The organism is Streptomyces sp. NPDC093984 (genome assembly GCF_044764595.1).
Taxonomy (GTDB): Bacteria; Actinomycetota; Actinomycetes; order Streptomycetales; family Streptomycetaceae; genus Streptomyces; species Streptomyces cynarae.
Genome location: NZ_JBIWIM010000007.1, coordinates 236896 through 261122 on the forward strand (window position 1 = coordinate 236896; position 24227 = coordinate 261122).

The following is a 24227-nucleotide window of genomic DNA, read 5'->3' on the forward strand; positions in this document are numbered from 1 at the left end:
GGGCAACCGCTGCCGCGACCATGGCCGCAGCCCTGATCGGCCTCGGTGCCGAGGAGACGAACTCCGCAGCATGGCGTGCGCTGTAGCAGGGCGCGTACCTCTATGGGCACCAAGGGGAACGGGAACGCTCCGTGGCGCGTGTCGTACGACCGGGTCAGACGGTGATGGTCTTGTACTCGGTGTAGCTGCCGAGGCCGACCGCGCCGAACTCGCGGCCGATGCCGCTGGCCTTGAAGCCGCCGAACGGGCCGTCGAAGCCGATGGGGGCTCCGTTGATGGTGATGGTGCCGGTGCGGACGCGGCGGGCGACCGCCAGGGCGTGCTCCTCGTCGGAGGACCAGACGCCGCCGGAGAGGCCGTACTCGGAGTCGTTGGCGATGCGGACGGCGTCGTCCTCGTCGTCGTAGGCGATGACGACCAGGACGGGGCCGAAGATCTCCTCCTGCGCGATGCGCATGGAGTTGTCGACGTCTGCGAAGAGGGTGGGCGTGACGTAGTTGCCCTTTTCCAGCCCTTCGGGGATCTGCGGGCCGCCGGTGACCAGGCGGGCGCCCTCCTCGATGCCGAGCTGGATGTAGTTGCGCACCCGCTGCTGCTGGTCGGGGCGGATCATCGGGCCGATGAAGGTGTCCGGGTCGTTCGGGTCGCCCACCCTCAGCGACTCCACCAGTTCCTTCAGCGCGGCCACGACCTCTTCGTACCGGCTGCGCGGGGCCAGGATCCTGGTCTGGGCGATGCACGACTCCCCGTTGTTGAGCAGGGAGCCGAACTTCACGCCCGCGACGGCCTTCTCGATGTCGGCGTCGGGGAGGATGATGGCGGCGGACTTGCCGCCCAGCTCCAGGCTGACCCGCTTGAGCTGCTCACCCGCGATCGAGGCGATGCGGCGGCCCGCCCCTGTCGAGCCGGTGAAGGCGATCTTGTCGACCTCCTGGTGCGACACGAGGTACTCACTGGTCTCCCGGTCCGCGGGCAGGACGCTGATCACGCCCTCGGGCAGACCCACCTGCTCCAGCAACTCGGCCAGGAAGCCCATGCTCAGCGAGTTCTCCGGCGACACCTTGAGGACCACGGAGTTGCCGGCGACCAGGGCGGGGATGATCTTCGAAGTGGCCGAGGAGAACGGCGAGTTCCAGGGGATCACGGCGGCCACCACGCCGACCGCCTCGCGGCGCACCACGCTGCGCACCGGGGACGCCGGGTCGGAGGGCACGAGCGTCTCCTCCCAGCCGAACTCCTCCGCCGCCTTGAGGTAGGCGTTCGCCTGCCGGGTCAGACTGGGCTGCCCAGCGCGGGTGAACCAGCCGGCCGAACCGTTCTCCAGCGAGATCAGGTGCGCGATCTTCTCCGCGTTCTCCTCACGCAGCGCGTTGAAGCGCCGCAGGACCGCGATCCGCTCCGCCGGCGGGGTCAGACGCCACTCGCCCGTCTCGAAGGACGCCCGCGCCGCGGCGACCGCGCGGTCGATGTCCGCCGGCTGCGCCTGCGCGGCACGGCCGACCACCGACTGGTCGTGCGGCGAGGCGATGTCGAGCAGTTCCGGGTTGCTCGGTTCCACCCAGGAACCACCGATGAAAAGCCGGTCGTAGGTGATCATGCGCTTTCTCTCTTCCGGTGCTGTCGGTTCGTTCGGACTACTCGTTCAACTGTCACTCCAATGTAGCACTTCTACTTGCTATACGCACATAAGAGAGGTGGCAACTCGCTGATTTTCCTCACAGACGGTGCTCTTAAGGCCCAGGTGCCGTTGACGGCGATGATGTTCTCGACGTAGCGGTGCAGGGCTACGGCGACGGCGACGGGTGCCTGATCGCCGCGAGCGGGGACTCGTAGATGGCCGCGAGGAGTACCCCACGGCAGGCGAAACGGCGGTGGACGGTGCGCCGGTCCACACCTGCTTCGGCGGCGATGCCGGCGATGCTCGCGCCGGGATCGGCGGTGAGTATGCGCGCTCCGGTGGTCAGGACGGCTTCCAGGTTGGCCCGTCGACTTCGCCCGCATGCTCGCCGACGACGCCGTCCGCCGGCGCCGGGACGCCTGTGTCGCCGAGGTCGACGCGTTCCTGCGCCGGGCCATCCCGCGCGACGAGGGCCTCCCTCGCCGGGACCATCCGGAGGGATGAGCGGGGCCGCTGCTGCCGGAGCTGGAGAACCTGGTGTCGCATCAACATACGTATCTGAGCCCCGGGCAGGCTGCCGACAGGGTGGTCGACACGTATCTGCGCGGCGTCGGAGCGTCCTGAGACGGTGATCCGGACGGCGCTCGGGCCCGGCGAAAAGGCGTCTCACATGCCGCTGATGTCTGCGGCGTCACGCGAGGACGGCGGGACATGAGTCCCGCCGTCCTTCAAGGGGTGTCAGCGGACGGTGGCGCGGGCGGCCCGCTCGATGACGTCGGCGACGAGGTGGGGGCGGGAGACGGCCACGGAGTGGGAGGCGGCCACCTCGGTGGTGTGGGCGTGGGCCCGCTTGGCCATGAAGCGCTGGACGGCGGCAGGGATGTTAAGGTCCTCGGTGGTGACGATGTCCCAGCTGGGCTTGCTCTTCCAAGCGGCGGTGGTGGCCTTCTCCTCCAGGGCGGCCTGGGCGATGGGGCGCTGTTCGGCGGCCATGAGGGCCGCCTGGGCGGCGGGGACGTCGGCGGCGAACTGGTGGTGGAACTTGTCCTGCTGGATGTACAGGTCGGTGACGGTGGTGCCGTCGGCCTGCTTGTAGGTGACCGGGTCGAGGGCACCGGGGAGGGTGGAGCCCGGGTACTTGTTGGTGAGTTCCAGGGCGCTCTCTCCGGGGGCGGGGAGGAAGGCGGCGACGTAGACGAGGGCCTTGACCTCGGGGTCGTTGGTCGCGGCCTCACTGATGACGCTGCCGCCGTAGGAGTGACCGACCAGGATCTTGGGCCCCTTGATGTGGTCGAGGAGGGTACGCAGGGCCGCAGCGTCGGAGGCGGGGCCGCGCAGGGGGTTGGCGGCGGCGACCACGGGGTAGCCGTCGGCACGCAGGTCGGCGATGACGCCGTTCCAGCTGGAGCCGTCGGCGAAGGCGCCGTGCTCGAGGACGATGGTCGGCTTGGCGTATCTGCCGGCTGCGGCGGCCTCGGAGGTCTTGGTCGCCCCGTTGGCGGTGCCGCTGAGGGCGAACGCGCCGAGCGCGAGACCCGCCGTCAGCGTCGAGACGACACCCGTCACCACTCGCTTGCGTCCACCCTTGATGCTCACCACGACAAACCCCTTTCAGGCGTTTCAGGTTCAGGTACTTCGACGATGGCGGGCTGACTTCCTCGCCATTAGTCACCGTCTTGACTGGTGACGAATCTTCATGCAATCCGTCACCTGTCAAGGTGGTGACGGCGTGAATTGGCCGACCGTTGCGTCAAGTTGCCGCTAGGTCACGCAGTTGCGCGGCGGTCAGACGGTTCCACTGCATTTCGCCCATCTGGGACTCCTCCCGGGAGTGACCGAAGCGGTGTGTCGGTTGCCGCGTCGGTGGCGGACGCGGGGGTTCAGAGGTGGTCGGAGTCGACGACGGCCTGGGCGAAGGTGGTGGGTGCTTCCTGCGGCAGGTTGTGGCCGATGTTCGCGATGGTGCGGTGCTCGTAGGGCCCGGTGAAGTGGTTGCGGTAGTTCGCGCCGTCGCCGGGCGGCGTGAAGGGGTCGAGGGCCGGGTCGAGGGTGATGGTGGGTACGTGGATGGAGGGCTGCGCCGCCAGCTGCTCCTCGTAGCGGTCGTAGCGGTGTTCGCCCTTGATGAGGCCGATGCGCCAGCGGTAGTTGTAGAGGACGATGGCGGCGTAGTCGGGGTTCTTGAAGGCCTGGGCGGTGCGCTGGAAGGTGGCCTCGTCGAAGTTCCAGCTGGGGGAGACGAGGGTCCACACGTAGCGGCACAGGGCGATGCGCTGATCCTCGTTTTCCATGGCCTGCTTGCCGCGGTCGGTGGCGAAGTACCACTGGTACCACCAGTTGTGCTCGACGGCCGGGGCGGCGGGCGCCAGCTGCGCCTTGACGTTGGTGATCACGTAGCCGGTGGTGGAAACCAGGGACTTGACGCGTTCGGGCCACAGCGCGGCGATGATGTCGGCGGTGCGCGAGCCCCAGTCGAAGCCGGCCAGCACGGCCTTCTCTATCTTGAGGGCGTCCATCAGCGCGATGATGTCGAGAGCGATCGCGGACTGCTCGGCGTTGCGCGGGGTGTGCCGGGACAGGAAACGGGTGCTGCCGTGGCCGCGCAGGTAGGGAACGATGACGCGGTAGCCCAGGTCTGCCAGGAGCGGGGCGACGTCGACGTAGCTGTGGATGTCGTACGGCCAGCCGTGCAGGCAGATGACGACCGGGCCGTGGGAGGGTCCGGCCTCGGCGTATCCGATGTCGAGGACACCTGCCTTGACCTGCTTGAGCGTGCGGAAGCTGGTGTGGGTGCCGGGAGTGATGGTGGGCACGGTGGGAGTAGGTGTGCCGCTCGGCTGGGGGGAGGCGGTCGCGCCGGTGGCGGCGGACGCGTTGGCCTGCAGGCCGGACAGCGAGACCGCGGCCGCGCCGGTGCCCAGGCCGACGGCCTTGCTGAATGTACGCCTGTTGATCATGTGAAGCCCTCCGTCGTGCGTTTCCGGTGACCGGCTCGCGCCCGGGACCTCCCGCTCACACCGGCGGAACGAGATCATCGCGGCGCCTTGGCGCGATGGCGATGACCTTCCCACACGCTTCGTCACCTGTCAAACAGGTGACGAATGCTCGTGCCGTGCGTGGGATGGCAGGTTCGGGACCGTTTCTTCCGCGAGGTCGGCCGAACGCCACATCCGGTCGGGCCGACACACCGCATACTCTCGCCGTGATGAAAGCAGACACATCAGTCATGTGACGGTACAACGCGGACAAAGGCAACCGGTGAGTGCGAGGCAGCGGTCTGCCGTCCGGCGCCGCAGGTGGGGACATCGGACAACCCCACCGCCGTGGGAGGCCGCCTTCTTCCCCCGGGTCCCGGTCTTTGGAGGCTTGGGTCATTCGACTGAGGCAGTCACCTCGGCGGCTTGCGTCAGCTGCTCGGGTCCTCCTCCAGCCTGGCCGGCGCGTCGCGCAGTGCGGCGCCGAGGGGAATGACGGGCTTGGGGAAGACGCGGTACCGCTGGGAGCTGACAATGCGCGGCGACAGGGGCGGGCGTGGAACGGCTCACCTGTCCGACCGCCGCCCTCGCCGAGGACCTCGACCAGGGCTGCACCGAGTGCGCGGGGGTCGGAGCACTCAGCCTCGTAATTCCCCTCGTTCGGCGTGTGCCGTTACGGGGCGGCGCGAGGAGCGGCTGTGTCATGGGAAACGGGACACGGGAATCGATGGCCTTCTGCTCAGCGCGGGTGATATGTGTCTGCGGTACCCGGTCGGACGACCTGTCGATGCTTCGGGGTTCGCGTCCGCCCCGGTGGCGGGGCGGGGTAGGTTTCATTAAATACGTATCTCGCGGGTGCTTTCAGCGCGTTGTCCCCCTGTGGGCGAGGCGCCCGAACGCCTTGTGGCTCGCCCAGCTCAAGAGGCTCTCGGGGAGTGCCCCTGCGGACGGCGGCTCGTAGTCGGGACCACCACGCGAGGCCGGCGGCCGTCCGGAAACGCCGCCGGCCGGCACCCGGTGAGGGCGTCGGCCGGTCGAGGGCGCGTTGTCCGGTGGGTCAGGCGGCCGGGCAAACGTCCTTGGCGGTCGCGGGCGCGGGACTGCCGACCGTCTCACTCGTCTTCCGAGCCGGCTTGAGGAAGAGGGCGAGGAGGATGCCGACGGCGAGGGTGGGGGCGATCCAGAGGTAGCCGGTGGCCGTGGCGTGGGCGAAGGCGTCCAGTGCGGTGTCTCGCAGGGCGGCGGGCAGATGGCCGATGGTGTCGGGGCGGGCGGCGTCGAAGCCGCCGGCGGTCGGCAGGCCACGGGTTCGGCCGGCGAAGCCGCTGTTGAGGAGGGTGCCGAAGACGGCGACACCGAAGGCCGCGCCGATGGAGCGGGCGAAGGTGACCACGGCGCTGGCGGCGCCGAGATCGGCGGCGGGCACGCTGTTCTGGACGGTGGTCAGCACAACCATGGGCACCATGCCGATACCGACACCGGTGATCAGGAAGTAGACGCTCAGCACGAGGGTGTCGGTGGCCGCCCCGACGGTGCCCAGCAGGAGCAGCCCGGCGAGGTTGGCGAGCAGGCCCCCCAGGAGGATCGCTCGCAGCCGGTCCACGTGTGCGGCCCAGCGTCCGGCCAGGGACTGGCTGACGACCAGACCGGCGACCAGGGGCAGCATGTGGATGCCGGAGAGCGTGGCCGAGACTCCGTGGACGATCTGGAGGTAGGTCGGCAGGTAGACCAGCACGGCGAACATCGTGGCGTTGGCGAAGAACCCGATCAGCGAGGAGAAGACCACGGTCCGGGAGGCGAACATGGCCGGCGGCAGAACCGGGGCGGCGGCGCGGCGCTCGACCGGCACCAGGAGCACGGCCAGCGCGACGGTGGCGAGGGTCAGGCCGACGATGGCCCGCGAACTCCAGCCCCAGCGTTCACCGAAGGACGTGATCAGGACCAGGCCGGTGGAGATGGCGGCCAGGATGGTGGAGCCGAGGTAGTCGATGCGGGCCTTGGCGCCCCGGGTGGCTGCGGGCAGCGCCCGCGCGGCGACGGTCAGGGCGACGAGGCCGACGGGCAGGTTGACCAGGAAGGCCCATCGCCAGGACAGCTGGTCGGTGAAGACGCCGCCCAGCAGGGGGCCGACGATACTGGCGACGCCGTAGACCGAACCGAACATGCTCTGGTAGCGGCCGCGTTCGCTCGGGGCGACGATGTCACCGACGAGGGCGAAGGTCAGCACGATCATGCCGCCGCCGCCCATGCCCTGCAGCACGCGGGCCCCGATCAGCTCGGGCAGGTTCTGCGCCAGGCCGCAGGCCACCGACGCGATCAGGAAGATCGAGGTCGCGGCCAGGTACAGCCGCTTGCGGCCGAACATGTCGCCGAGCTTGCCCCACAGCGGTGTCACCGCCGTCGACGCGAGCAGATACGCGGCACTGACCCACGCGATGTCGTCGAACCCGTTCAGGTCCTCCGCTATCCGGGGCAACGCGGTCGAGACGATCGTCTGGTCCAGGGACGCGAGGAGGACTGCCAGGAACAGCGCGCTCATCGCGGCGGCGACACCACCCGCCTTGGGCGATGGGGAGTTGTATGCCTTCGACATCGGAACTTGCCTTTCTGGAAGTGGTGCACATGGGCGGTATGCCGACCGCCGCCGGACGATCAGACCCATCGATCTGGCACTACCTGCCTTATCTGTCACTTCACTGTAGCACTTACGGGATGGGGTTCTACTCTCGAGAGGCAATAGGTGGCTCAGGCTCCACATTCCGCCACTAGACTCGGTGCGGTGAGAGCCGACGCAGCACGCAACCTGGAAGCCGTCCTGACCACCGGAGCGCGCATGCTCGCCGCCGATCCCGGCGCGAGCATCGCCAGCATCGCCGCCGAAGCAGGTGTGGACCGGCGCACCGTCTACCGCCGCTTCGCCTCCCGCGAGGAACTCCTCGCGGCCATCTACGAATCCCGCCTCACAGCCATCGAGCACGCCATCGAGGACGCACGACTGCGCGAGGCACCCGTCGCCGTCGCCCTGCACCGCTACGTCGAGAACATCATCGCCGTCAACCGCACCTGGCCCGTCGACCTCGCCCGCATGCTCACCGACGAGGCCGTCCGCCGGCGCCGGGACGCCTGTGTCGCCGAGGTCGACGCGTTCCTCGAACGCGCCACCGACGAAGGCCTCCTGCGCCCCGGCCTCCCGGAGGGATGGGCGAGCGCGCTGCTGCCCCAGCTCATGCACCTCGTGTCCCGGCAGCTGCCCGAACTGAGCCCCGCACAGGCGGCGGACGTCGTCGTCGACACTCTGCTGAACGGCCTCGGAGCGTCCTGACACACCGACGGCCCTCAGGAACACATGCGTCCAGGGGGTCCCGAGGGTCGGTCGGCCTGTGCTGCGGCGGTACGGATCCGTGCCGCCACAGCTCACAGCGCGCCGCGCCGTCAGCCGTGGCGGACTCCTCGCCTTGGCCTGCGCCATGAGGGCGGCCAAGCGGTCGAGTAGGGGAGCGGTGTGCGCCGACCACCGGTGGTCGGCGCACACCATCGGGAAACGTGTGCCACCGGGGCCGCGGGTTCGATGTCACTGCCGGACGGCGGCGCAACAGCGCACGACGCTCCCGCTCGATCATCGCGCCACACCTGCCACGCGGGCGCGGGGCGGTCTGCCGGCCCAGCCGGTCTCTCGGCCTCCGGCGCTTGGTGCACCTGTCGGCCTCCACCTGACGGTGCCCGTACTCACGCGCACCGTCGATACGTATGACAGTAGCTCACATGTGAAGGCAGCTACGATTGGGCCGGTGACCGCGGCACGCACCGGCCCCGCGAGGGCGTCCGCCTGGTACGTCTTCGTACAGGGCGGTGCGTCAGGCCAACGGCCCATGACCCGCAGGCCGAAGGCACACCCGGCATATGGCGCGCCACATGTCCGACAAGCAACATTTCGGCCATACCAAGTGACGTGAACCCGTGGGGGCATTTAGTCTTCGTCCCAGGTGGGCCGACAGAGGTGGCGAGCACGTCATGGGTGTCGCGGTGCGTACGCAGGGGCACGTCGGCGTGCGGACCGGAGTGGTTCGGCGGGGAAGGGAGTGGGGGACAGTGGAGTCGATCACCGGGACCATGGTCGGCCGCGAGAGCGAGCAGGAGACGCTGTCGGCGTTCGTGGCGGCCTCCGGGGGACGGGCTCTCGTCCTGCGGGGTGACACGGGTGTGGGCAAGAGCGCCCTGCTGGACCACGTGGCCGAACTCGCAACGGGTGCGCAGCACAGGGTGATCCGGGCGGCCGGCGTCGAGGCCGAGTCGGAACTGCCGTTCGCGGGCCTGCACCAGTTCCTGTATCCGCTGCTGTCCTACCTGGACCGGCTGGACGAGGTGCACCGGAGAGTCTTCGACGTCGTGTTCGCCAGGAGCGAGGGGACTCCCCCGTCGGTCATGACCCTCGGCATCGCCGTCCTCGACCTGCTGTCGCTCGCGGCGTCGCAGAAACCGATCCTGCTCGTGCTGGACGACGGTCAGTGGCTCGACGCCTCAAGCACCGAGGTCTGCGGCTTCGTGGGACGCCGCCTCACCGGCAGCTCGGTGAAGCTGATAGTCGGTCTGCGCGCCGCCGTGCGCTCGGGTTTCGACACCGCCGCGCTGCCCGAACTGCCCGTGACCACGCTGTCGGAGAAGGCATCCGAACAGCTCCTGGACATGCGCCATCCCGGGCTGGACCCCCGGATCCGCCGTCTGGTGCTGGACGAGGCCCAGGGAAATCCGCTGGCCCTGCTGGAACTGCCGCCCCACGTCCGCGGCGGCCGGGTGGGACGCGACCCCGGGGAACTGCCCGGATACACCGGCATCGCGCTGCCGCACCGACTCCAGCATGTGTACGGTGCACGCATCGAGACCCTCGGCGACGCCGTGCGCGCGGAGTTGCTGCGCGGCGCCCTGGACGGCGTCGGGGCCGGCGCCTCGGCCGGCCGCCCGGAGGGCACGCGCTACCGCATGATGGACGCCGACGAGGCCGCGGCCTGCGGCCTGCTGGGCATCGATCCGCTCACCGGGAACTTCGTCTTCCGGCATCCCCTGGTGCGGTCGACGGTCGTCCAGATGGCCACACCCAACGAGCGGCGCGCGGCCCACGCCGTTCTCGCCCAAGTACACCGCGAGGACCTGGAACGGCACGCCATGCATCTGGCGGCCTCGACGGTCGATCCCGACGAGCAGGTCGCGGCCGTACTGGAAGCAGCCGCGGACTCCGCCACCAGGCGCGGCGGCGCCGTTGCCGCGGTGGCCTGGCTGACCCGTGCCGCGGAGCTGAGCGAGAGCCACGAGGAGCGGTCCAGGCGGCTCGGCAGCGCGGCGTTCATCGCCGGACACGCCGGCCAACTGGACCGGGCCCAGCGGTTGGTCGGCTCCGACACCGGATTCGGGCAGAGCCAGTCCCCGGCATCGGTGGTCGCATCGGCCTACGTCGCGCTGTACGAGGACGGGGACGTACGGTCCTCGCAGCGTCAGGTGCTGGCGGCGATCGAGGGCATGCGAGCCGGCGGCGTACGGGAGCCGGACGAGATGCTCACACGACTGGTCAACCTGCTCCTGGCCATCAACCAGTACGCGAGCGACGAGACATCGTGGGTACGGACTCACGAGCTTTTCGACTCCCTGGGCGACCTGGTGCCGTTCATGTCACGCATCTACCAGGACGCCTGGGGCGACGTGGTGCGGCGCGGTGCGGGCGTGCGCGAGCGGGTGGAGCGCGCCTTCGCCGGCCTCGGCAATCTCGAACCGTGGGACGTCACCCGCCTGTGCGCCGCCGCCTACCACGTGGACACGCTCAGCCAGTACCGGCCGTATCTGCAGCGCACCGTGGACCGCGAGGTGGAGACGGGGGCCGCGTCGGTCGGCATGACCATGCTGCACCAGATCATGCTCGACCAGATGGCGGTCGGCGAGTGGGGCGAGGCCGAGCGCACAGGACAACGTTGCCTGGAACTGACCACGTCTCATCGGAATGCGCTGTTCGCTCATCACACGCGTGCCTATCTCGGGTTGCTGGCCGCGATGCGCGGTCAGGTCGAGCGCGCACGTGAACTCCAGGCCGCGGTCGACGCCTGGGCCCGTCCTCGCGGCGTCGGCTTCCTCACCCAGATCGCCGACGCCATCGGCACCACCGCCGCCCTCAGCGAAGGCGACTACGAAGCCGCCTACCTCCACGCCATCGGCATCACACCCCCCGGCGCCTTCACCCCCTACGCCCACCAGGCCTCCCGCACGCTCCTCGACCTCGTCGAAGCAGCCCTGCACACCGGCCGCGCCGAACAAGCCCGCGCCCACGCCCTCGCCGCACAAGAAGCCAACCTCCCCGAGATCTCCCCCCGGCTCGCCCTGATCACCTACGGCGCGCTCGCCATGACCGCCACCGATCCCACCGAAGCCGACGCCATGTACGACCGTGCCGAAACCCACCCGGCCGCCGCCGTCTTCCCCTTCGAACACGCCCGCATCCGCCTCGCCCACGGCATCCGCCTGCGCCACACCCGAGGACGCAAAGCCGCGCGGCTGTCCCTGACCCTGGCCGCGGAGGCGTTCGAACGGCTCGGCGCACCCACCTGGACCGAACGGGCCCGGGCCGAGCTCCGTGCCACCGGGGCGGCCACCCTCGCCTCCTCCGCGCACCTCGCGGCGCTGACCTGGCAGGAACGCCGGATCGCCGACCTCGCCGCCGGCGGGCTGACCAACAAGGAGATCGGCGAACGCATGCACCTGTCGCCGCGCACGGTCAGCTCCCACCTGTACCGCGTCTTCCCCAAGCTCGGCATCACCTCGCGCGCCGCGCTGCGCGACGCACTGGGCAAGATCCCCGGTGAGCAGAACGTGTGACCGGAAGCTGTGACCCCCTGCCGTGTGACCACATTGGTGGCCGACGGCCCGGTACGACCGGTTCCGTCCGTCGGCGGCGGTGTGTTCATCCATCCGCGGGACGGCCGCGGACGCCGCGTTCGTCGAGCCAGCCGAGCACGTAGTCGGCGACGAAGCGCCATCCGTTGTCGATGACCAGCGAGTGGGCACGGTCCGCGAACTGCTTCAGGTCGGTCACGGCCGTGGAGTCGCCGTACTGCTTGTAGACCGCGCGCGTGACGGCGTCGGGCACCAGCCGGTCCTCCTGCCCGGAGATCAGCAGGAGCGGGCCACGACGCGCGTTGGCGATGTCCGCCACGGCGCGCGGGCTGCGGTCCGCGTCGGCGCACCCGAGGTCGGTGAGCAGACGGCGCGGTGCCGGCACCACATAGCGCTCGAAGAGCCGGTCGGACTCCGCCGCTTCGACGGTGTTGGCGTAGACGTGGTGGAACTGCTCCGGGGACAGGGACACCAGCGGGTCGGCGGTGTCCGCCTGGTCGGGGGTCCACAAGCGGGTCCCGGAGGCGGGCAGCGGGACGCCGTTGATCGGAGCGGGTGCGATGGCCACCGCTGCCCGGCCGACGTTGGCGCCGATGAGATGCTGCGCGATGAGCCCACCGACCGAATGGCCGACGATCACCGGCGAAACCTCGAACGACCGTACGATGTCGGCGTAGTGGTCCGTCAGCGCGTCCAGTCCGATGCCGCCGAGCGTCTCGGGCGACTTGCGCACCTCCCGGGCCACGGCGGCCTCCCCCGGCCATCCCGGAGTGAAGACGAGGAACCCCCGGCTGGCGAAGCGCTCTGCCCACGACTCCCAGGAAAGCGCATCGACCCATGCGCCATGGATGAAGACGACGGGAGTACGGTTCACGGCTGGCTCCTCCGAGGATGACGACCACCCGGCACCTGGCACGCGGGCGACTGTTCCAGAATCGTCGAGGCACGGGCCAGGGGCGACAGTCGAATGACTTAATGTTGGCCGCCCGCAGCGCACAGGGGGCCGCAGCGGCCACACCGCCCGGGCCGCCTGTGCCGGAATCCCGGGGTACGCGCCGTCCGCGGGGTGGTGATCCGTCACTGCCACCACCGTCAAAGCCGGGGCTCTTCCCCGATGTGGGCGCGACCGCTCCGCCCACGGCAGCCGACCGGACACGCCAGCGCCGGGCACCGGGGCGGCCCGGGAGGGGATGCGCGGGCTCAGGACTTCGAGGCCAGGAAGCCGAGCCGGGCCGCGGCGGCGTGCTCCAGGTACCACGTGTTGCGCAGATGGCCATTTTCCAACTGCCGGAACCGGCAAGGGAGATACGCTCTCGCCGTCACGTCGTGACGTCACGGACGTACCGGAAGGTGAGCGCGTGAGTCGGATATCGGTCCGGGGAGTCGTGGTGGCCTCGGCCACGGCGGTCACCGCTGTCGGAAGCGTCGTCGGAGTCGCCTCGGCCGACACCGAGCAGTCGAACGGCGCCGAGGCGGCGTCGGACGACACCACGCTCCTCGCGGACATACCCGCGGGCCAGCAGGCGCAGGTGCAGTCCGCGTCGCTGACGCAGCAGGCCGACGCCCAGGCCGTCGCCGCGGACGCGAGCGCCAAGAAGGACGCCGAGGAGGCGGCCCGCCAGGCGGCCGCCCGGACCGCGGTCGCGAAGAAGGCGGCGTCCGAGAAGGCGGCCAAGGAGCGCGCCGAGGCGAAGGCCGCGTCCAGCAGCGTCGGCGCGGGCGGCTCCTCCAGCTTCCCCGTCCAGAGCAGCTACACGGTTGCGCAGATTCAGGCGATGGCGAGTCAAATGGTCGCCGCGGACCAGTTCCAGTGCTTCAGCAACATCGTGGACCACGAGTCCGGCTGGAACTACCACGCGGTCAACGCCTCCTCCGGTGCCTACGGTCTCTTCCAGGCCCTGCCCGCCGGCAAGTACGCCTCGGCCGGCGCCGACTGGCGGACCAACCCGGCCACCCAGATCAAGTGGGGCCTCAACTACATGAACACCAGCTACGGCAGTCCCTGCAAGGCCTGGTCGTTCTGGCAGGCCAACCACTGGTACTGAGATCTGCCTCCCGGCGCGTCGAGCCGGTGGCGGAGGTTCCGCTGCCGCCGGACGGCGGCACGCCCGAGCAGGTCCTGCAGAGCCATGCACTGCGGGACTGGGTCTGGGAGGCCGTAGAGGCGCTGCCACCGACCCTGCGCCTGGCGGTCGTCGTCCTGCGCTACTTCTCCACCGGGATCACCTCCTGTCAGCAGACAGCCGAAGCCTGCACGATCCCCGTCGGTACCGTGCGCAACCGGCTGAAGCAGGCACGCACCGCTCTGGCGCAGGCCCTCACCGCCACCGCGGCGACGGCGCACGAGGACGCGCTGCGCCGTACGGAGGCCAGCTGGCGGGAAGCCCGTGACACGCTCGCGGCCGCCGAGCGCGGCGAGTTCGGCAAGGTGGTCAGGGACCGCTACTCCCCCGGGGTCTCGCTGCCGGCCGGAGGCACACGGCTCGGCGGCGCCGATCTGCTGCTGGCGGGCATGGACAGCGGCCTCTCGGTGGGCGTACATGATCATCGAGGGCAGCGGGGAGCACGCCGTCGACTTCGCCATCCCTCCCTGCCGCCCCGGCGCACTGCCGTGGATCCGGCCCGGTCGGGTCCAGCGCTTCGGGCCGGCTCCATGAACAGCAGCCACCTGCTGTTCACCCCCGCCTCCCCGCCCACCTCGTGAGGCCGTACCGCCCGTTCCCGGCAGGCTCAGTCGCGCCACTCCACCTTGAACACCCACACGTACCGGCCCGCCCTGCGAGCCGCCGCCGGTACGTCGACGACCAGGGCGCCGTTGCGGAGGGTCCAGTTGAGGGGCCGGTCGTGGCCGAGCATGGTCACTTTGTCGCCGCTGCGGACCGGCACGGGGGCCTCGACGGTGAGCGTGGCGCCGGGCTCGGCGAGCGAGTGGATGTAGAACGCCTCGCCCGGGCGGACGGTGAACCTGAGGTCCTCGCCCAGCTGGGCCATCCGCGACCAGTACGTCGTGTCGTAGATCGCCTCGCCGTTGGTCCGCAGCCAGCGGCCGGTCTCAAGCAGACGGGTCTGCATGATCTCCGGGATGGTGCCGTCGGCGCGGGGACCGATGTCGAGGAGGAAGTTGCCGTTCTTGGAGACGATGTCGACGAGACTGTGCACGACCTCCTCGGCGGTCATGTAGGCGTCGTCGGGCGTGGCACGGTTGTAGCCGTAGCTGAAGGGATCGAGGCCGCGGCTGGACTCCCATTTGGCGACGACCGTGTTGTCGTAGGTCGTGTACTCGGGGGTCGTGAAGTCGTGGAAGGCGATCCCTGAGCGGTCGTTGACGGTGACGTCGATGGGCCGGGAGCGGTTCTTTGCGTGATTGAAGTAATCGGCGAGCACATGGAGGCTGTCGTTGGCGCCGCCGATGTCGCACCAGATGATCTCCGGGTCGTAGCCGTGGATCAGTTCCAGCATCTGCGGGGCCTGGTAGTCCTTCACGTAGTCCTTGCCGGCGGTGTAACCGGTGTACGGCACCGGCTGCTGTGTGTACGGATTGCGCGGGGCGTGGCCCATCCAGGGGTTGTCGGGGTTGAACCACTCGGGCATCGAGAAGTACAGGCCGCGGTGGAGTTCGGGGGCGTACCGTCGGGACGCCTCGAACAGCTCCTTCACCAGGTCCCGTCGGGGGCCCATCTTCACGGCGTTTCGGTCGGAGACCTTGGTGTCCCACAGGGCGAAGCCCTCGTGGTGCTTGGAGGTGAGGACGTGGTACTGGGCACCGGCGTCCCGGAACAGCTCCACCCAGGCCCGCGGGTCGAACCGCTCCGCGGTGAAGCGCGGGATGAAGTCGTCGTAGGCGAAGTCCTCGCCGTAGGTCTCGCGGTGGTGGGCGTGTACGGCGTTGGCCGGGTCCTGCATGTGGTTCCAGTACCACTCGGCGTACTGCTTGCCCACCGGTGACCAGGCCGGGACCGAGTAAACGCCCCAGTGGATGAAGATGCCGAACTTGGCGGCCTGGAACCAGTACGGCGCCTGGTGCGCGGACAGGGAGTCGCCGGTGGGCCGGTAGTCGGCGACACCGAGGGTCAACGGGCTTTGCGCGCTGGCGACTTGGCTGCCACCGCCGGTGACGGTGATCGAGCCGTTCCGGGTCGTGCCGGGCACGGTGCCGGGGCTGTTGCGGATGCCGATGCGGACGCGGGCCTGTTCACCCGGGTCCAGACGGCGGACGCGGGCGGGTTCGACGGTGCGGGCGCCGGGCACGTCGACACGCACGGACACGGCGTCGTCCGCCAGAACGACGATGGTGCCCGCGTTGACGACGGTGGCCTCGACGCTCTGGGCGCCGCTGGAGGAGAGCAGGGAGGCGGTGGAGTGTGCGTCCCGCAGGGCCAGCGCCCGCCCTTGGGCGACGGGTTGCAGGGTGAGGGCGAAGACGTGCAGCGACGCTTTGCCTGCCTGGGCCGGGTTGGTGACCGGCAGGGTGAGCGCGACCGCCTCGCGCTGCGGGTCGATCCACACCTCGGCGGTGCCGATGCCGACGCGGTGCTCGTCCCTGGCGCCGTCGGGCCGGTAGCGGTAGGGCGCCGACAGGGTGCCGCCCGCCGCGTACCAGTCGGCGCCGCCGAGGCCGGCGGTCGTGGCGGAGCCGTCCGAGTAGTGCACCGTGGCGGTGCCCGAGGCGCTGCCGTAGCTGCCCGCGGTGAGGAAGAAGGCCGACAGGTAGCGGCCCTTGGGGAGTTCGACGCGCTGGCCGAGCGCGACGACGTTGTTCCTCGCACCCGCGGCCGCAGAGGGGAAGAGGAACGGGACGCCGTCGACCTCGACCCGGCCGGTGGGCAGTTCCTCACCCGGGAAGGTGTACCCGGAGCCGTCGAAGTCACCGCCGCGCCCCGCGGCGGTGTCGATGCCGTCGTTGTCGTACAGGGCGTCGAGCGGAACGGGCACCGGGTCGGGGACGGGCACCCAGGCCTCCGCCCGGTCGCTGTCGGGGCCGGCAGCTTGTGCGTCCGTCGCCGCGGTGAGCGGAAGGGCGGCCGCGGCGGCGACGCCCGCCGCTGTGCCCAGGACCTGACGTCTTGGATACATCCTCATGAGCGGCTCCTCATTCATCGGATGTCTGATGATTCAGCGGAGTTGAGGAGCTGTCAATGACGAGGTACCGAAGACGAGTTCAGTCATTGATCGGATGACTCCGAGGTGCTGGAAGCCGGTCACCGCCTGGCAATGCCCGTCCGCCTTCTCCGCGCGGGTTCAGGAAGGCGCGCCGGTCAGGACTTGTACCTTGCCGGTGTCGAGTGAGTAGTAGGCGCCGACGACCGCCAGGGAGCCCTTGCGCACCAGTGGGGCGAGGTCATGGTTGGAGCGAAGGGCGGTAGCGGTCAACCTGACCTGGGCCCGTGCCATCGTCTCGACCGGGTCGGCACCGCCCTCCCTCACTGCCTGCTCGTACGCAGGCTTCAGAGCTTTGGCGATCGTCTGGAGGTTGCCGGGCAGAGGTCCGCCGTCACGCATGGACCGGTACGCCGCTTTGACGGCGCCGCAGCGTTGATGACCGAGGACGACGATGAGCGGGGTGCCACTCGTCATGGGTCCGTACTCGACAGAACCCGTGACCACCGGGTCGACCGCCTGCCCGCCCGTGCGCATCACGTAGAGGTCACCCAGCCCGGTGTCGAAGAGAAGTTCAGGCGGCACCCGGGAGTCGATGCACGACAGAACCGCCCCGAAGGGCTCCTGTTCCTGAGCCACGAACTGACGCCGGTCCGGATCCCGGTCGGGATGCTGAAGGCTTCCGCTCACCCAGCGTCCGTTGCCGTCCATCAGTCTCGCGAACGCGGTGGCGGGCGTGGTCGGCCGCGCTCCGGGCGAAGCACTGCTCCCCGACGTGCCGGCGCTCGTCGACGAACACCCCGCAAGCGCGACCGTGGCCCCCGCGAGTGAGCCGGTGAACAGAGCTCTACGGTTCGGCCGCCCTGCTGTGCCCATCGGTCGTTCCCCTCTGCCACTGGAACCCGTGCCTGCCTGCAGACCAGGCCGATTGTTCAGCGCGGCGGGGGCGGCCTGGTGACAGGCACGCGTGGGCGCGGGCCGCTTTGCCCCTGACGGCCCACGGGTGAGACCGGCGATGACCGCCTCCCGGGCATGGCCGATTTCGGCGACGAGGGGCGGGGACTGGGAGGTCGTCCTTCGAACGGGCCCAACACCCGCAGAAGCGCATGGGGGTGTCGGCGAAGGCCACCTCGCCGCCTTGCCCGACAGGAAGGCCACTACGCGGCCGAGGGCCGACGTGTTGTCGTCGGAGAGGTCGGCAAGGCCCTCGGGCCAGCGTCAGCCAAGCCCGCTTCCGAATGATCCACTGCCTCCCGCACCGCTGACGTCGGCAGACGCCCGCGTACGTGGCGGCTGCCGGTGGTGGGCGCCTGAGCGGCGCCCGATGAAGACACCAGGCATTTGGCCCCCGCGTGGCCCGCCGTCCCGGGACCGGCGGGCCGGCGCTTCGAGAGGCGCCGTCGCGGGGTATCCGGAACATACGCCTCCGCTCGCCAAAACGGAAGACCTCTCGGACGCTCGCTCATGCGTTCGACCAGGAGAGGACCGTGCCGCCGAGCGACGCGGGAGGGCCGGCGGGCGCCCGGCAGTGCACGGGCGCCCGCCGGCCCTCCGCCTGCGGCCCTCGGCCGCGAGGGCTACAAGGCCCGTGGCGACGCGGGTCGGCCAACGCTCCGTGTCTCCACGAGGCGCGCGGCACGCGTTTGTGACAGTGGGTCACCCGGCCGTCTCAGTGGCCGGGGTGGCGTTCCAGTCGACCAACTGGACGATCACGCCGTTGGGGTCCCGTACCTGGAAAGCGCGCTCGCCCCACTCTTCCTCGGTCAGCGGCATGGTGACCGTGACGCCTTCGGCGTGCAGGCGCGCCAGTTCGCCCTCGAGGTCGTCGACGACGAAGGCGAGGATGAGTCCGGCGGCGTGCTCGTCGCGCTGGTCTGCTGGGAGGGTCTGAAGCCCCCGCCGCAGGAAGACGACGTTCATGCCGACGTCGTCGCGCGTCAGGGACGCGAAGCCGTCGGCGGCCATCTCCTCACGGAACCCGAAGTGCGTGCGGAGGAAGGCGCTGGAGGCCTGGACATCGTCGACGTTGAGTGACACGGCACTGGAAGTGACCTTCACGGGAGCTCCTCGATATCGGTTCTCTGTACGACGTACAATGTACATCGTACAGAGATCGGATGCGAGAAGATTGGACTCGTGCCTACCGACCGAACCAGCGCCGGCGATCCGGCCCGTACCCTGCAACTGCTGTGGCGTGAGGCCGCCCCCGACCGCGGCCGCGGGCCACGGCGCGGGCTGAGCATCGACGCGGTGGTCGAAGCGGCCACCGCCATCGCCGACGCCGAAGGCCTGGACGCGGTGACCATGCGCCGCGTCGCCCAGGAACTCGGCGTGGTGCCGATGACGCTCTACACCTACGTCCCCGGCAAGGCCGAGCTGCTCGACCTCATGCTCGACGCCGCCTACGCCCGCATGCCCCGCACGGACACAGCAGGGCAGCCCTGGCGCCAACGGGTCACCGCCATCGCCGACGAGAACAAGGCACTCTTCGAACGCCACCCCTGGGCCGCGGCCGTCTCCACCTCCAGGCCACCGCTGGGGCCGGGACTGATGCGGAAGTACGAGCACGAGCTGTCCGCGTTCGAAGGTCTCGGCCTGAGCGACATCCACATGGACGACTGCCTCACCTACCTGCTCACCTTCGTCCAGGCATGCGCCCGCGCCGCCGCCGACGCCCGGGCCGCCCAGCACGACAGTGCCATGAACGACGAACAGTGGTGGCAGCTCAACGCCCCGCTCCTGGCCCGGGTCCTCGACCCGGACACCTACCCCACCGCCGTCCGCGTCGGCACGGCGGCAGGCGCAGCACACGGCACCGCCTACGACCCCGACCACGCCTACGCCTTCGGGCTGCGACGCACCCTCGACGCCTTTGCCGCCCTCATCGACCAGAGCCGCGACGCGAACGCGCCCACCTCGACGTGAAGGCGTCAAGCCGGTGCCCGGTCAGTGCGTCACGCCGTCGAGGGGCGACGGAGAGACGCGGGTCACATCCGTCCATGTCACAGGGAGCCCGGCTACCCCGTCTCAGGGGTGTAGCCACCGACGACCACGGAGGAGCACAGCATGGACGCGCGACTGAACTACTTCGCCGACCCGACCGCCGGCAAGGCCCTCAAGCACCTCATGACGGCAGGCAAGACGATCAAGGACTCGCCGCTGCCGCCCGCGACGCAGGAACTCGTGGCGCTGCGCGTCAGCCAGATCAACGGCTGCGCCGTCTGCATCGACATGCACACGAAGGAGGCCGCCGCCGCCGGCGAGACCTCGGTGCGGCTGAACCTGGTGGCGGCCTGGCGGGAGGCCACGGTCTTCACCGAGGCCGAGCGTGCCGCGCTGGAGCTGGCGGAGCAGGGCACCCGGATCGCGGACGCGGCCGGCGGGGTCACCGACGAGGTGTGGGCGAATGCCGCCAAGCACTACGACGAGGAGCAGCTGACCGCCCTGGTGGTCCTGGTCTCCTTCATGAACATGGTGAACCGGCTGAACGTCATCAACCGGCAGCCGGCCGGCGACTACGAACCCGGACAGTTCCACTGAACGTCACGGGCACGGACAAGAGCACGGAAGAAGCCGCCTACGCCGGCCGGTTCGGCCGGGTGGCGAGGATGACGGGGAGGGAGTCGGCGTGGGCAAGGTCGAGGACTTCGAGGAGCTGCGGCCGCTGCTGTTCTCGATCGCCTACCGGATTCTGGGCAGCGTGAGTGAGGCCGAGGACGCGGTGCAGGAGACGTGGCTGCGCTTCGACGCCTCAGCGACCCGACCCACGTCGACCAAGGCCTTTCTGTCGGCCGCGGTGACACGGATCTCGATCGATGTGCTGCGTTCTGCGCGGGTGCGGCGCGAGGAGTACGTCGGACCGTGGTTCCCGGAGCCGCTGTTGAGCGATCCTTACCAGGACCCGGCGCGGTCGGTGGAACTGGCCGACTCGGTGTCCATGGCGGCGCTGCTGTTGCTGGAGCGGCTCAGCCCGCTGGAGCGGGCCGTCTTCTTGCTGCGTGAGGTGTTCGCCTTCGGGTTCGACGAGATCGCCGCCGCGGTGGGGCGTTCGGAGGCGGCCTGCCGGCAGCTCCTGGTACGGGCGCGGCGGCACATGGAGGCCGGGCGGCCGCGGTTCGCGGCGGACCGTCAGGAGCGGCAGGAGCTGGCGACGCGGTTCTTCGACGCCCTGAAGCACGGCGATGTGGGCGGGCTGCGGAATCTGCTGGCCGCCGACGTGCAGTTGGAGGGGGACGGCGGCGGCAAGGCCCCGCAACTGGCCAAGGCCGTCATCGGCGCGGAGAACGTGGCCCGGGTGCTGGGCAGCGTCTTCCCCTGGCTGATCCGGATCGATGTGACGTTCGAGCCGCACGAGATCAACGGCCAGCCCGGCGCGATCTTCCGCGACCGCGACGGCAGGATCCTGCACACCTTGGTCCTCGAGGTGCTCGGCGGGCAGATTCAGGCCATCCGCGTGGTGATCAATCCCGACAAGCTCGGCCACCTCGGGCCGGTCGCCGATGCCTGGGCCGTCGACCGGGAGGTGAAACAGGCCCGTAGGAAGCCCAACTGACCCTGACCGTGGTGCGGGGCTCAGGCGCCGGTAGGGGCTCGCGTCGTGGAGGTGCGCCTACAGGTCGAACTCCACGTGCTCCACGTCGGTGAACTGCACCTCCAGGCCCTGGGCGCGGCGGCCGCGGTCACGGAAGTAGATCTCGCCCAAGCCCTCGGCTGCGATGTCGCGCAACTGCTGCTCGGTGGCCCCCTGTTCCTGGGCATCGAAGAGACGGGCCGCGAACTCGGGGGGCAGCGCCACGGTGAGGTGGCGCTGCCGCGGATCGTCGGTCGTGCCCGGGGCGGCGGTGTACCCGAAGCGGGCGCGGGTGTCGATGACGATGCCCGTCGTGGTGGCCGCCTGCTGCTTGGCCCGGGCGCGGACCTGCGGCTGCCAGCGTCTGCGGACTTCGCGCTCGAGCCGCTCGGCGAGCTCCGGTCTGGGCTTTTTGAGCTGGTCCTTGACATAGCGTTCGACGGTGCGCTGGGTGATGCCGAGCAGCTCGGCCACCGGCCTGGTGCCCTTCAGCTGCTTGACGAGGTACCGCATCCGGGCGCCGGCGCTCTGGGGGATCGGGCGGGTGAACGCCTTCCGCAGGACCTCTTCGAGGCCGTCCCCGACCGTGTCCATCGGTCAGCCCCTTTCTCACTCTCCGCCGTCGGTGGCGGTGACGTGGCCGTCCTTGATGTACCGGGCGAGGTTGAGGTCCTGGCCGTACCTCTCACGCACCTCTTCGGCCCACAGGGTGGTCTGGGTGCCCTCGTGCTTGACCATTCCCGGCAGGACGCCGAGCCGGAAACTGCCGGGCACGGTCTTGCCGCCCTGGTAGGGCAGGACGTCCAGCGGGCTCGGTCCGTCGGCGGCGTAGACGGCGCAGTCCGACAGGATCGCCACAGGGTACCGTCCGGTGGCCGCGGCGAGGGCGAGCATCTTCCGGTGCATGTTGACACGGGCCCGGGAGATGACGGCGGCGCGGATGTCGGGCCGCCATGTCGGCCGGGACAGTGCCGGCCACGGCCGGCCGGGGCGCCATCCGCCGCCGCGCGGGCGCTCCCTCAGTTTGCCGATGCCGCCCTTGACGGTCGCCTTGATCGCCGACAGGACGACTGCCATCTCCACATCGCGCTGCTTGTAGCCGTCCATCGCCGTCAGGAACTCCTCCGGCGTCAGCCCCTCCGGCACGCCGAGGTCGGCCATGGTGGCCACGTACGCGTCGCGGAGCCGCTTGTACCAGCTGTCCAGGTAGCGGCCGCTCGTGGGCCGGACGTACGCCTCGAGGGGTGCGACGTCGTAGCCCAGTTCGACCGCATAGGCCACGGTCGGCGTCGCGTACCAGGCCGGTCCCTCGGGCCGGTCGCCCCTGGGGGTGAACGGGCTGGGCAGCAGGTCCCCGTCGAGGTGCTTCCACTCCTTGGCGACCAGCACCTGGGACAGGTCGACATGGGAGAGGTCGACCAGCCAGGAGCCGGGCAGCTTCGGGTCAAAGGTCGGGTGCTTGACGTGAACCGGCTCGCAGGCGAGGCCGACGACCGCTCCGTTGGCGGCAGCGCCGAAGGCGAGGTTGACGTCGATGCCGACCACGTAGCGCTTCAGACACTCGTCATCCGTGAGCGGCCGGGCCCAGTCGTACGCCTCCTCCAGCAGCATCTCGGCCGGGCCCCGCTGGTGGAACCGCGGCAGGTCGGCGAGGAGGGGGTGCCCGTCCGGCGCCTCGCACGGCGCGCAGTCCACCGGACGGCTGCCCAGCGAACCGGGGTTGTGCTCACTGTGACGGCGGCCGTCGGCGTCCGGCTCGCTCGCCCTCGTGGGCGGGTGCAGAGCGGTCATCAGCTCGAGGCCCGTCACCGCGGTGGAGCCGCGCGGGGTCATCACCCGCTGCGCATAGGTGCCCAGGAGCCGGGCGAGCTCCGCCGGCGGAAGCTGCGCCGCGCCGTCCCAGTGGCGCGTGTCCAGGGCGTCCCAGGAAGGGATGCACAGCTGCACGCACTGGCGCCTGCCGCCCTCGGCCGGGCGGTAGATCCGCGCCCACGGCCCGAACCCACGCTGGGTCAACTGCCAGTGGGCCCGCTGCAGTTGCTTGACGACCTTGTGGGAGTCGGGGATCCGCCCGGCGAGGCGTTCCTCCTGAGCGAGCCGGTCCGGCAGCCCGTAGCGCTCGCAGGCGGACGCGGTGAGCACGAGCAGGGGGTCCGCGTCCTTCCCCGAGCCGTTCAGGCGCGGGGCGCCGAGCCCGGCTTCGGTCAGGGTCCACTCGACCAGGGAGGGGAGGGACTTGGCGGGCACGTCCAGGACAAGGCCGCCGACGCAGTATGCGAGGACCTGGCCGTCCCGGTCGGCGTCGACGACGGCGAGCGGCCCTTTCTCGAACCGCGGATCGACCTCGGTCGGTGTGGGCTCGGTCGCAGTGGCCTTCTGCGGCGCGGCCTTTTGCGGGGTGGCCTTGTGCGGGGCGGCCTTTTGCGGCGCGTGATTTTGCCGGGCGGACTTCTGCGCACCCGGCCGCGTCATCGACGGCCTTGTGGTGGCCGCCGGACGTGACTCCGTTACGAGGGTGGGGGGCGGCGAGGGGTTCTTGGGGGCCGTCATGGCCGCAGCATCCGGCGCCGGCCCGGTGGACGGAGTCCGTTCCTCCGCCGGTGCGGCCACCGAGGGCGCAGGCACGGTCGCGGACGTCTGGTCGACCGGCATGGCGGCTGCCGTGGCGGGGTCGTCGGAGGAGGCGGAGTGGGCGGGGTAGAGCTCCGCGAGCTTCTTCAGCAGGTGCGCGTAGGCCTCGCGCTCGGGCGGCCTCGGTTCGGTTTTCCCGTTCTCCCAGCCGCTCACCGTGGCGCGCCGCACTTTCAACGCGCCGGCGATCTGGTCCAGCGTCAGCCCATGCGCCTGGCGCAGCCGCTTGCGTTCCGCCGGCGGCGGCAGCGGCGACGCGGACGCGATCAACGCCTCGACCGCCTCGAACAACTCCGACATGGAAGACCTCCGGCCCCTACCCTAGCTCAGGGAAACGTACGGATCGCGTACGATCGGCGCACCTTTCGCGCACGCCTGGCTGACAAACCATGGCACGCATTCGAGTCGGGGTGGGGCGGAATCCGCGCGGGACGCGGCAACCGCAGGGGGGCGGCAGGGGACA

19 protein-coding genes and 1 pseudogene are annotated in these 24227 nt (G+C 70.2%); 8 read left to right on the plus strand and 12 right to left on the minus strand.

Going from position 1 to position 24227, the window contains the following annotated elements; genetic code table 11:
- Positions 1–154 precede the first annotated feature (154 nt).
- Positions 155–1597 (minus strand): aldehyde dehydrogenase, encoded by a 1443-nt coding sequence (locus tag ACIRC0_RS25495; protein WP_403619690.1) that lies wholly within the window; start codon positions 1595–1597, stop codon positions 155–157.
- A 140-nt stretch (positions 1598–1737) separates the two neighbouring features.
- Positions 1738–1946: pseudogene (locus ACIRC0_RS25500) on the minus strand (TetR family transcriptional regulator); the annotation flags it as partial.
- A 53-nt stretch (positions 1947–1999) separates the two neighbouring features.
- Here ACIRC0_RS25500 and ACIRC0_RS25505 point away from each other — a divergent pair.
- Positions 2000–2122, plus strand: coding sequence for a hypothetical protein (locus ACIRC0_RS25505; RefSeq protein ID WP_403620374.1), 123 nt, complete (start codon positions 2000–2002; stop codon positions 2120–2122).
- Between the two features lie 234 nt (positions 2123–2356).
- Here ACIRC0_RS25505 and ACIRC0_RS25510 read toward each other — a convergent pair whose 3' ends face one another.
- The 3 genes from ACIRC0_RS25510 to ACIRC0_RS25520 all read right to left on the minus strand — a co-directional run bounded on the left by ACIRC0_RS25510 (position 2357) and on the right by ACIRC0_RS25520 (position 7186).
- Positions 2357–3217 (minus strand): alpha/beta fold hydrolase, encoded by an 861-nt coding sequence (locus tag ACIRC0_RS25510; protein WP_403619693.1) that lies wholly within the window; start codon positions 3215–3217, stop codon positions 2357–2359.
- A gap of 281 nt (positions 3218–3498) precedes the next feature.
- The gene (locus ACIRC0_RS25515; RefSeq protein WP_403619696.1) at positions 3499–4575 is read right to left on the minus strand and encodes an alpha/beta fold hydrolase; all 1077 of its coding nucleotides are present in this window, start codon (positions 4573–4575) and stop codon (positions 3499–3501) included.
- Between the two features lie 1075 nt (positions 4576–5650).
- Positions 5651–7186 carry an MDR family MFS transporter gene (locus ACIRC0_RS25520; RefSeq protein WP_403619699.1) on the minus strand — a complete coding sequence of 512 codons (1536 nt, stop codon included), beginning with the start codon at positions 7184–7186 and terminating at the stop codon, positions 5651–5653.
- Between the two features lie 240 nt (positions 7187–7426).
- Between ACIRC0_RS25520 and ACIRC0_RS25525 the strand changes: the two genes are divergently transcribed.
- The gene (locus tag ACIRC0_RS25525; RefSeq protein WP_403620325.1) at positions 7427–7915 is read left to right on the plus strand and encodes a TetR/AcrR family transcriptional regulator; all 489 of its coding nucleotides are present in this window, start codon (positions 7427–7429) and stop codon (positions 7913–7915) included.
- A 788-nt stretch (positions 7916–8703) separates the two neighbouring features.
- Entirely contained in the window at positions 8704–11448 is a 2745-nt protein-coding gene (locus ACIRC0_RS25530) for an AAA family ATPase (protein ID WP_403620328.1), read from the plus strand.
- Between the two features lie 85 nt (positions 11449–11533).
- On the opposite strand, the gene ACIRC0_RS25535 is transcribed toward ACIRC0_RS25530, so the two are convergent.
- Together ACIRC0_RS25535 and ACIRC0_RS25540 are read right to left on the minus strand one after the other, a co-directional pair.
- On the minus strand, positions 11534–12340 hold the full coding sequence (locus tag ACIRC0_RS25535) for an alpha/beta hydrolase (protein WP_403619702.1): 807 nt from the start codon (positions 12338–12340) through the stop codon (positions 11534–11536).
- 326 nt (positions 12341–12666) lie between these two features.
- Positions 12667–12789, minus strand: a complete 123-nt coding sequence (locus ACIRC0_RS25540; protein WP_403619705.1) for a hypothetical protein — start codon at positions 12787–12789, stop codon at positions 12667–12669.
- A 35-nt stretch (positions 12790–12824) separates the two neighbouring features.
- On the opposite strand from ACIRC0_RS25540, the gene ACIRC0_RS25545 reads away from it, so the two are divergent.
- Positions 12825–13511 (plus strand): transglycosylase SLT domain-containing protein, encoded by a 687-nt coding sequence (locus tag ACIRC0_RS25545; RefSeq protein ID WP_403619708.1) that lies wholly within the window; start codon positions 12825–12827, stop codon positions 13509–13511.
- 26 nt (positions 13512–13537) lie between these two features.
- Positions 13538–14170 (plus strand): RNA polymerase sigma factor, encoded by a 633-nt coding sequence (locus tag ACIRC0_RS25550; protein ID WP_403619711.1) that lies wholly within the window; start codon positions 13538–13540, stop codon positions 14168–14170.
- A gap of 26 nt (positions 14171–14196) precedes the next feature.
- Here ACIRC0_RS25550 and ACIRC0_RS25555 read toward each other — a convergent pair whose 3' ends face one another.
- From ACIRC0_RS25555 to ACIRC0_RS25565, 3 genes are all read right to left on the minus strand, one after another.
- A complete protein-coding gene (locus ACIRC0_RS25555) occupies positions 14197–16545 on the minus strand; it encodes an alpha-L-fucosidase (protein ID WP_403619714.1) in 2349 nt (782 codons plus the stop codon).
- Positions 16546–16704: 159 nt separating this feature from the next.
- Positions 16705–17253, minus strand: a complete 549-nt coding sequence (locus tag ACIRC0_RS25560) for a carbonic anhydrase (RefSeq protein ID WP_403619717.1) — start codon at positions 17251–17253, stop codon at positions 16705–16707.
- A gap of 966 nt (positions 17254–18219) precedes the next feature.
- Entirely contained in the window at positions 18220–18621 is a 402-nt protein-coding gene (locus ACIRC0_RS25565) for a VOC family protein (RefSeq protein WP_403619719.1), read from the minus strand.
- 78 nt (positions 18622–18699) lie between these two features.
- Between ACIRC0_RS25565 and ACIRC0_RS25570 the strand changes: the two genes are divergently transcribed.
- The 3 genes from ACIRC0_RS25570 (at position 18700) to ACIRC0_RS25580 (ending at position 21115) form a co-directional block, all read left to right on the plus strand.
- Entirely contained in the window at positions 18700–19488 is a 789-nt protein-coding gene (locus ACIRC0_RS25570) for a TetR/AcrR family transcriptional regulator (RefSeq protein WP_403619721.1), read from the plus strand.
- A 141-nt stretch (positions 19489–19629) separates the two neighbouring features.
- Positions 19630–20103 carry a carboxymuconolactone decarboxylase family protein gene (locus ACIRC0_RS25575; RefSeq protein ID WP_403619724.1) on the plus strand — a complete coding sequence of 158 codons (474 nt, stop codon included), beginning with the start codon at positions 19630–19632 and terminating at the stop codon, positions 20101–20103.
- Positions 20104–20191: 88 nt separating this feature from the next.
- Positions 20192–21115, plus strand: coding sequence for an RNA polymerase sigma-70 factor (locus ACIRC0_RS25580; RefSeq protein WP_403619727.1), 924 nt, complete (start codon positions 20192–20194; stop codon positions 21113–21115).
- Positions 21116–21172: 57 nt separating this feature from the next.
- Here the strand turns inward: ACIRC0_RS25580 and tpg are convergent, their stop codons facing one another.
- Positions 21173–21727: a telomere-protecting terminal protein Tpg gene (gene tpg / locus ACIRC0_RS25585; protein WP_403619730.1), complete on the minus strand. Its 555-nt coding sequence runs from the start codon at positions 21725–21727 to the stop codon at positions 21173–21175.
- Positions 21728–21742: 15 nt separating this feature from the next.
- On the minus strand, positions 21743–24064 hold the full coding sequence (gene tap, locus ACIRC0_RS25590; protein ID WP_403619733.1) for a telomere-associated protein Tap: 2322 nt from the start codon (positions 24062–24064) through the stop codon (positions 21743–21745).
- Positions 24065–24227: the final 163 nt, after the last annotated feature.

Coding starts and splice junctions, on each gene's coding strand:
- ACIRC0_RS25515 (WP_403619696.1), bottom strand. CDS start 4,575: ATGATCAACAGGCGTACATTCAGCAAGGCCGTCGGCCTGGGCACCGGC.
- ACIRC0_RS25555 (WP_403619714.1), bottom strand. CDS start 16,545: ATGAGGATGTATCCAAGACGTCAGGTCCTGGGCACAGCGGCGGGCGTC.
- ACIRC0_RS25530 (WP_403620328.1), top strand. CDS start 8,704: ATGGTCGGCCGCGAGAGCGAGCAGGAGACGCTGTCGGCGTTCGTGGCG.
- tap (WP_403619733.1), bottom strand. CDS start 24,064: ATGTCGGAGTTGTTCGAGGCGGTCGAGGCGTTGATCGCGTCCGCGTCG.
- tpg (WP_403619730.1), bottom strand. CDS start 21,727: ATGGACACGGTCGGGGACGGCCTCGAAGAGGTCCTGCGGAAGGCGTTC.
- ACIRC0_RS25495 (WP_403619690.1), bottom strand. CDS start 1,597: ATGATCACCTACGACCGGCTTTTCATCGGTGGTTCCTGGGTGGAACCG.
- ACIRC0_RS25505 (WP_403620374.1), top strand. CDS start 2,000: ATGCTCGCCGACGACGCCGTCCGCCGGCGCCGGGACGCCTGTGTCGCC.
- ACIRC0_RS25525 (WP_403620325.1), top strand. CDS start 7,427: ATGCTCGCCGCCGATCCCGGCGCGAGCATCGCCAGCATCGCCGCCGAA.
- ACIRC0_RS25575 (WP_403619724.1), top strand. CDS start 19,630: ATGGACGCGCGACTGAACTACTTCGCCGACCCGACCGCCGGCAAGGCC.
- ACIRC0_RS25520 (WP_403619699.1), bottom strand. CDS start 7,186: ATGTCGAAGGCATACAACTCCCCATCGCCCAAGGCGGGTGGTGTCGCC.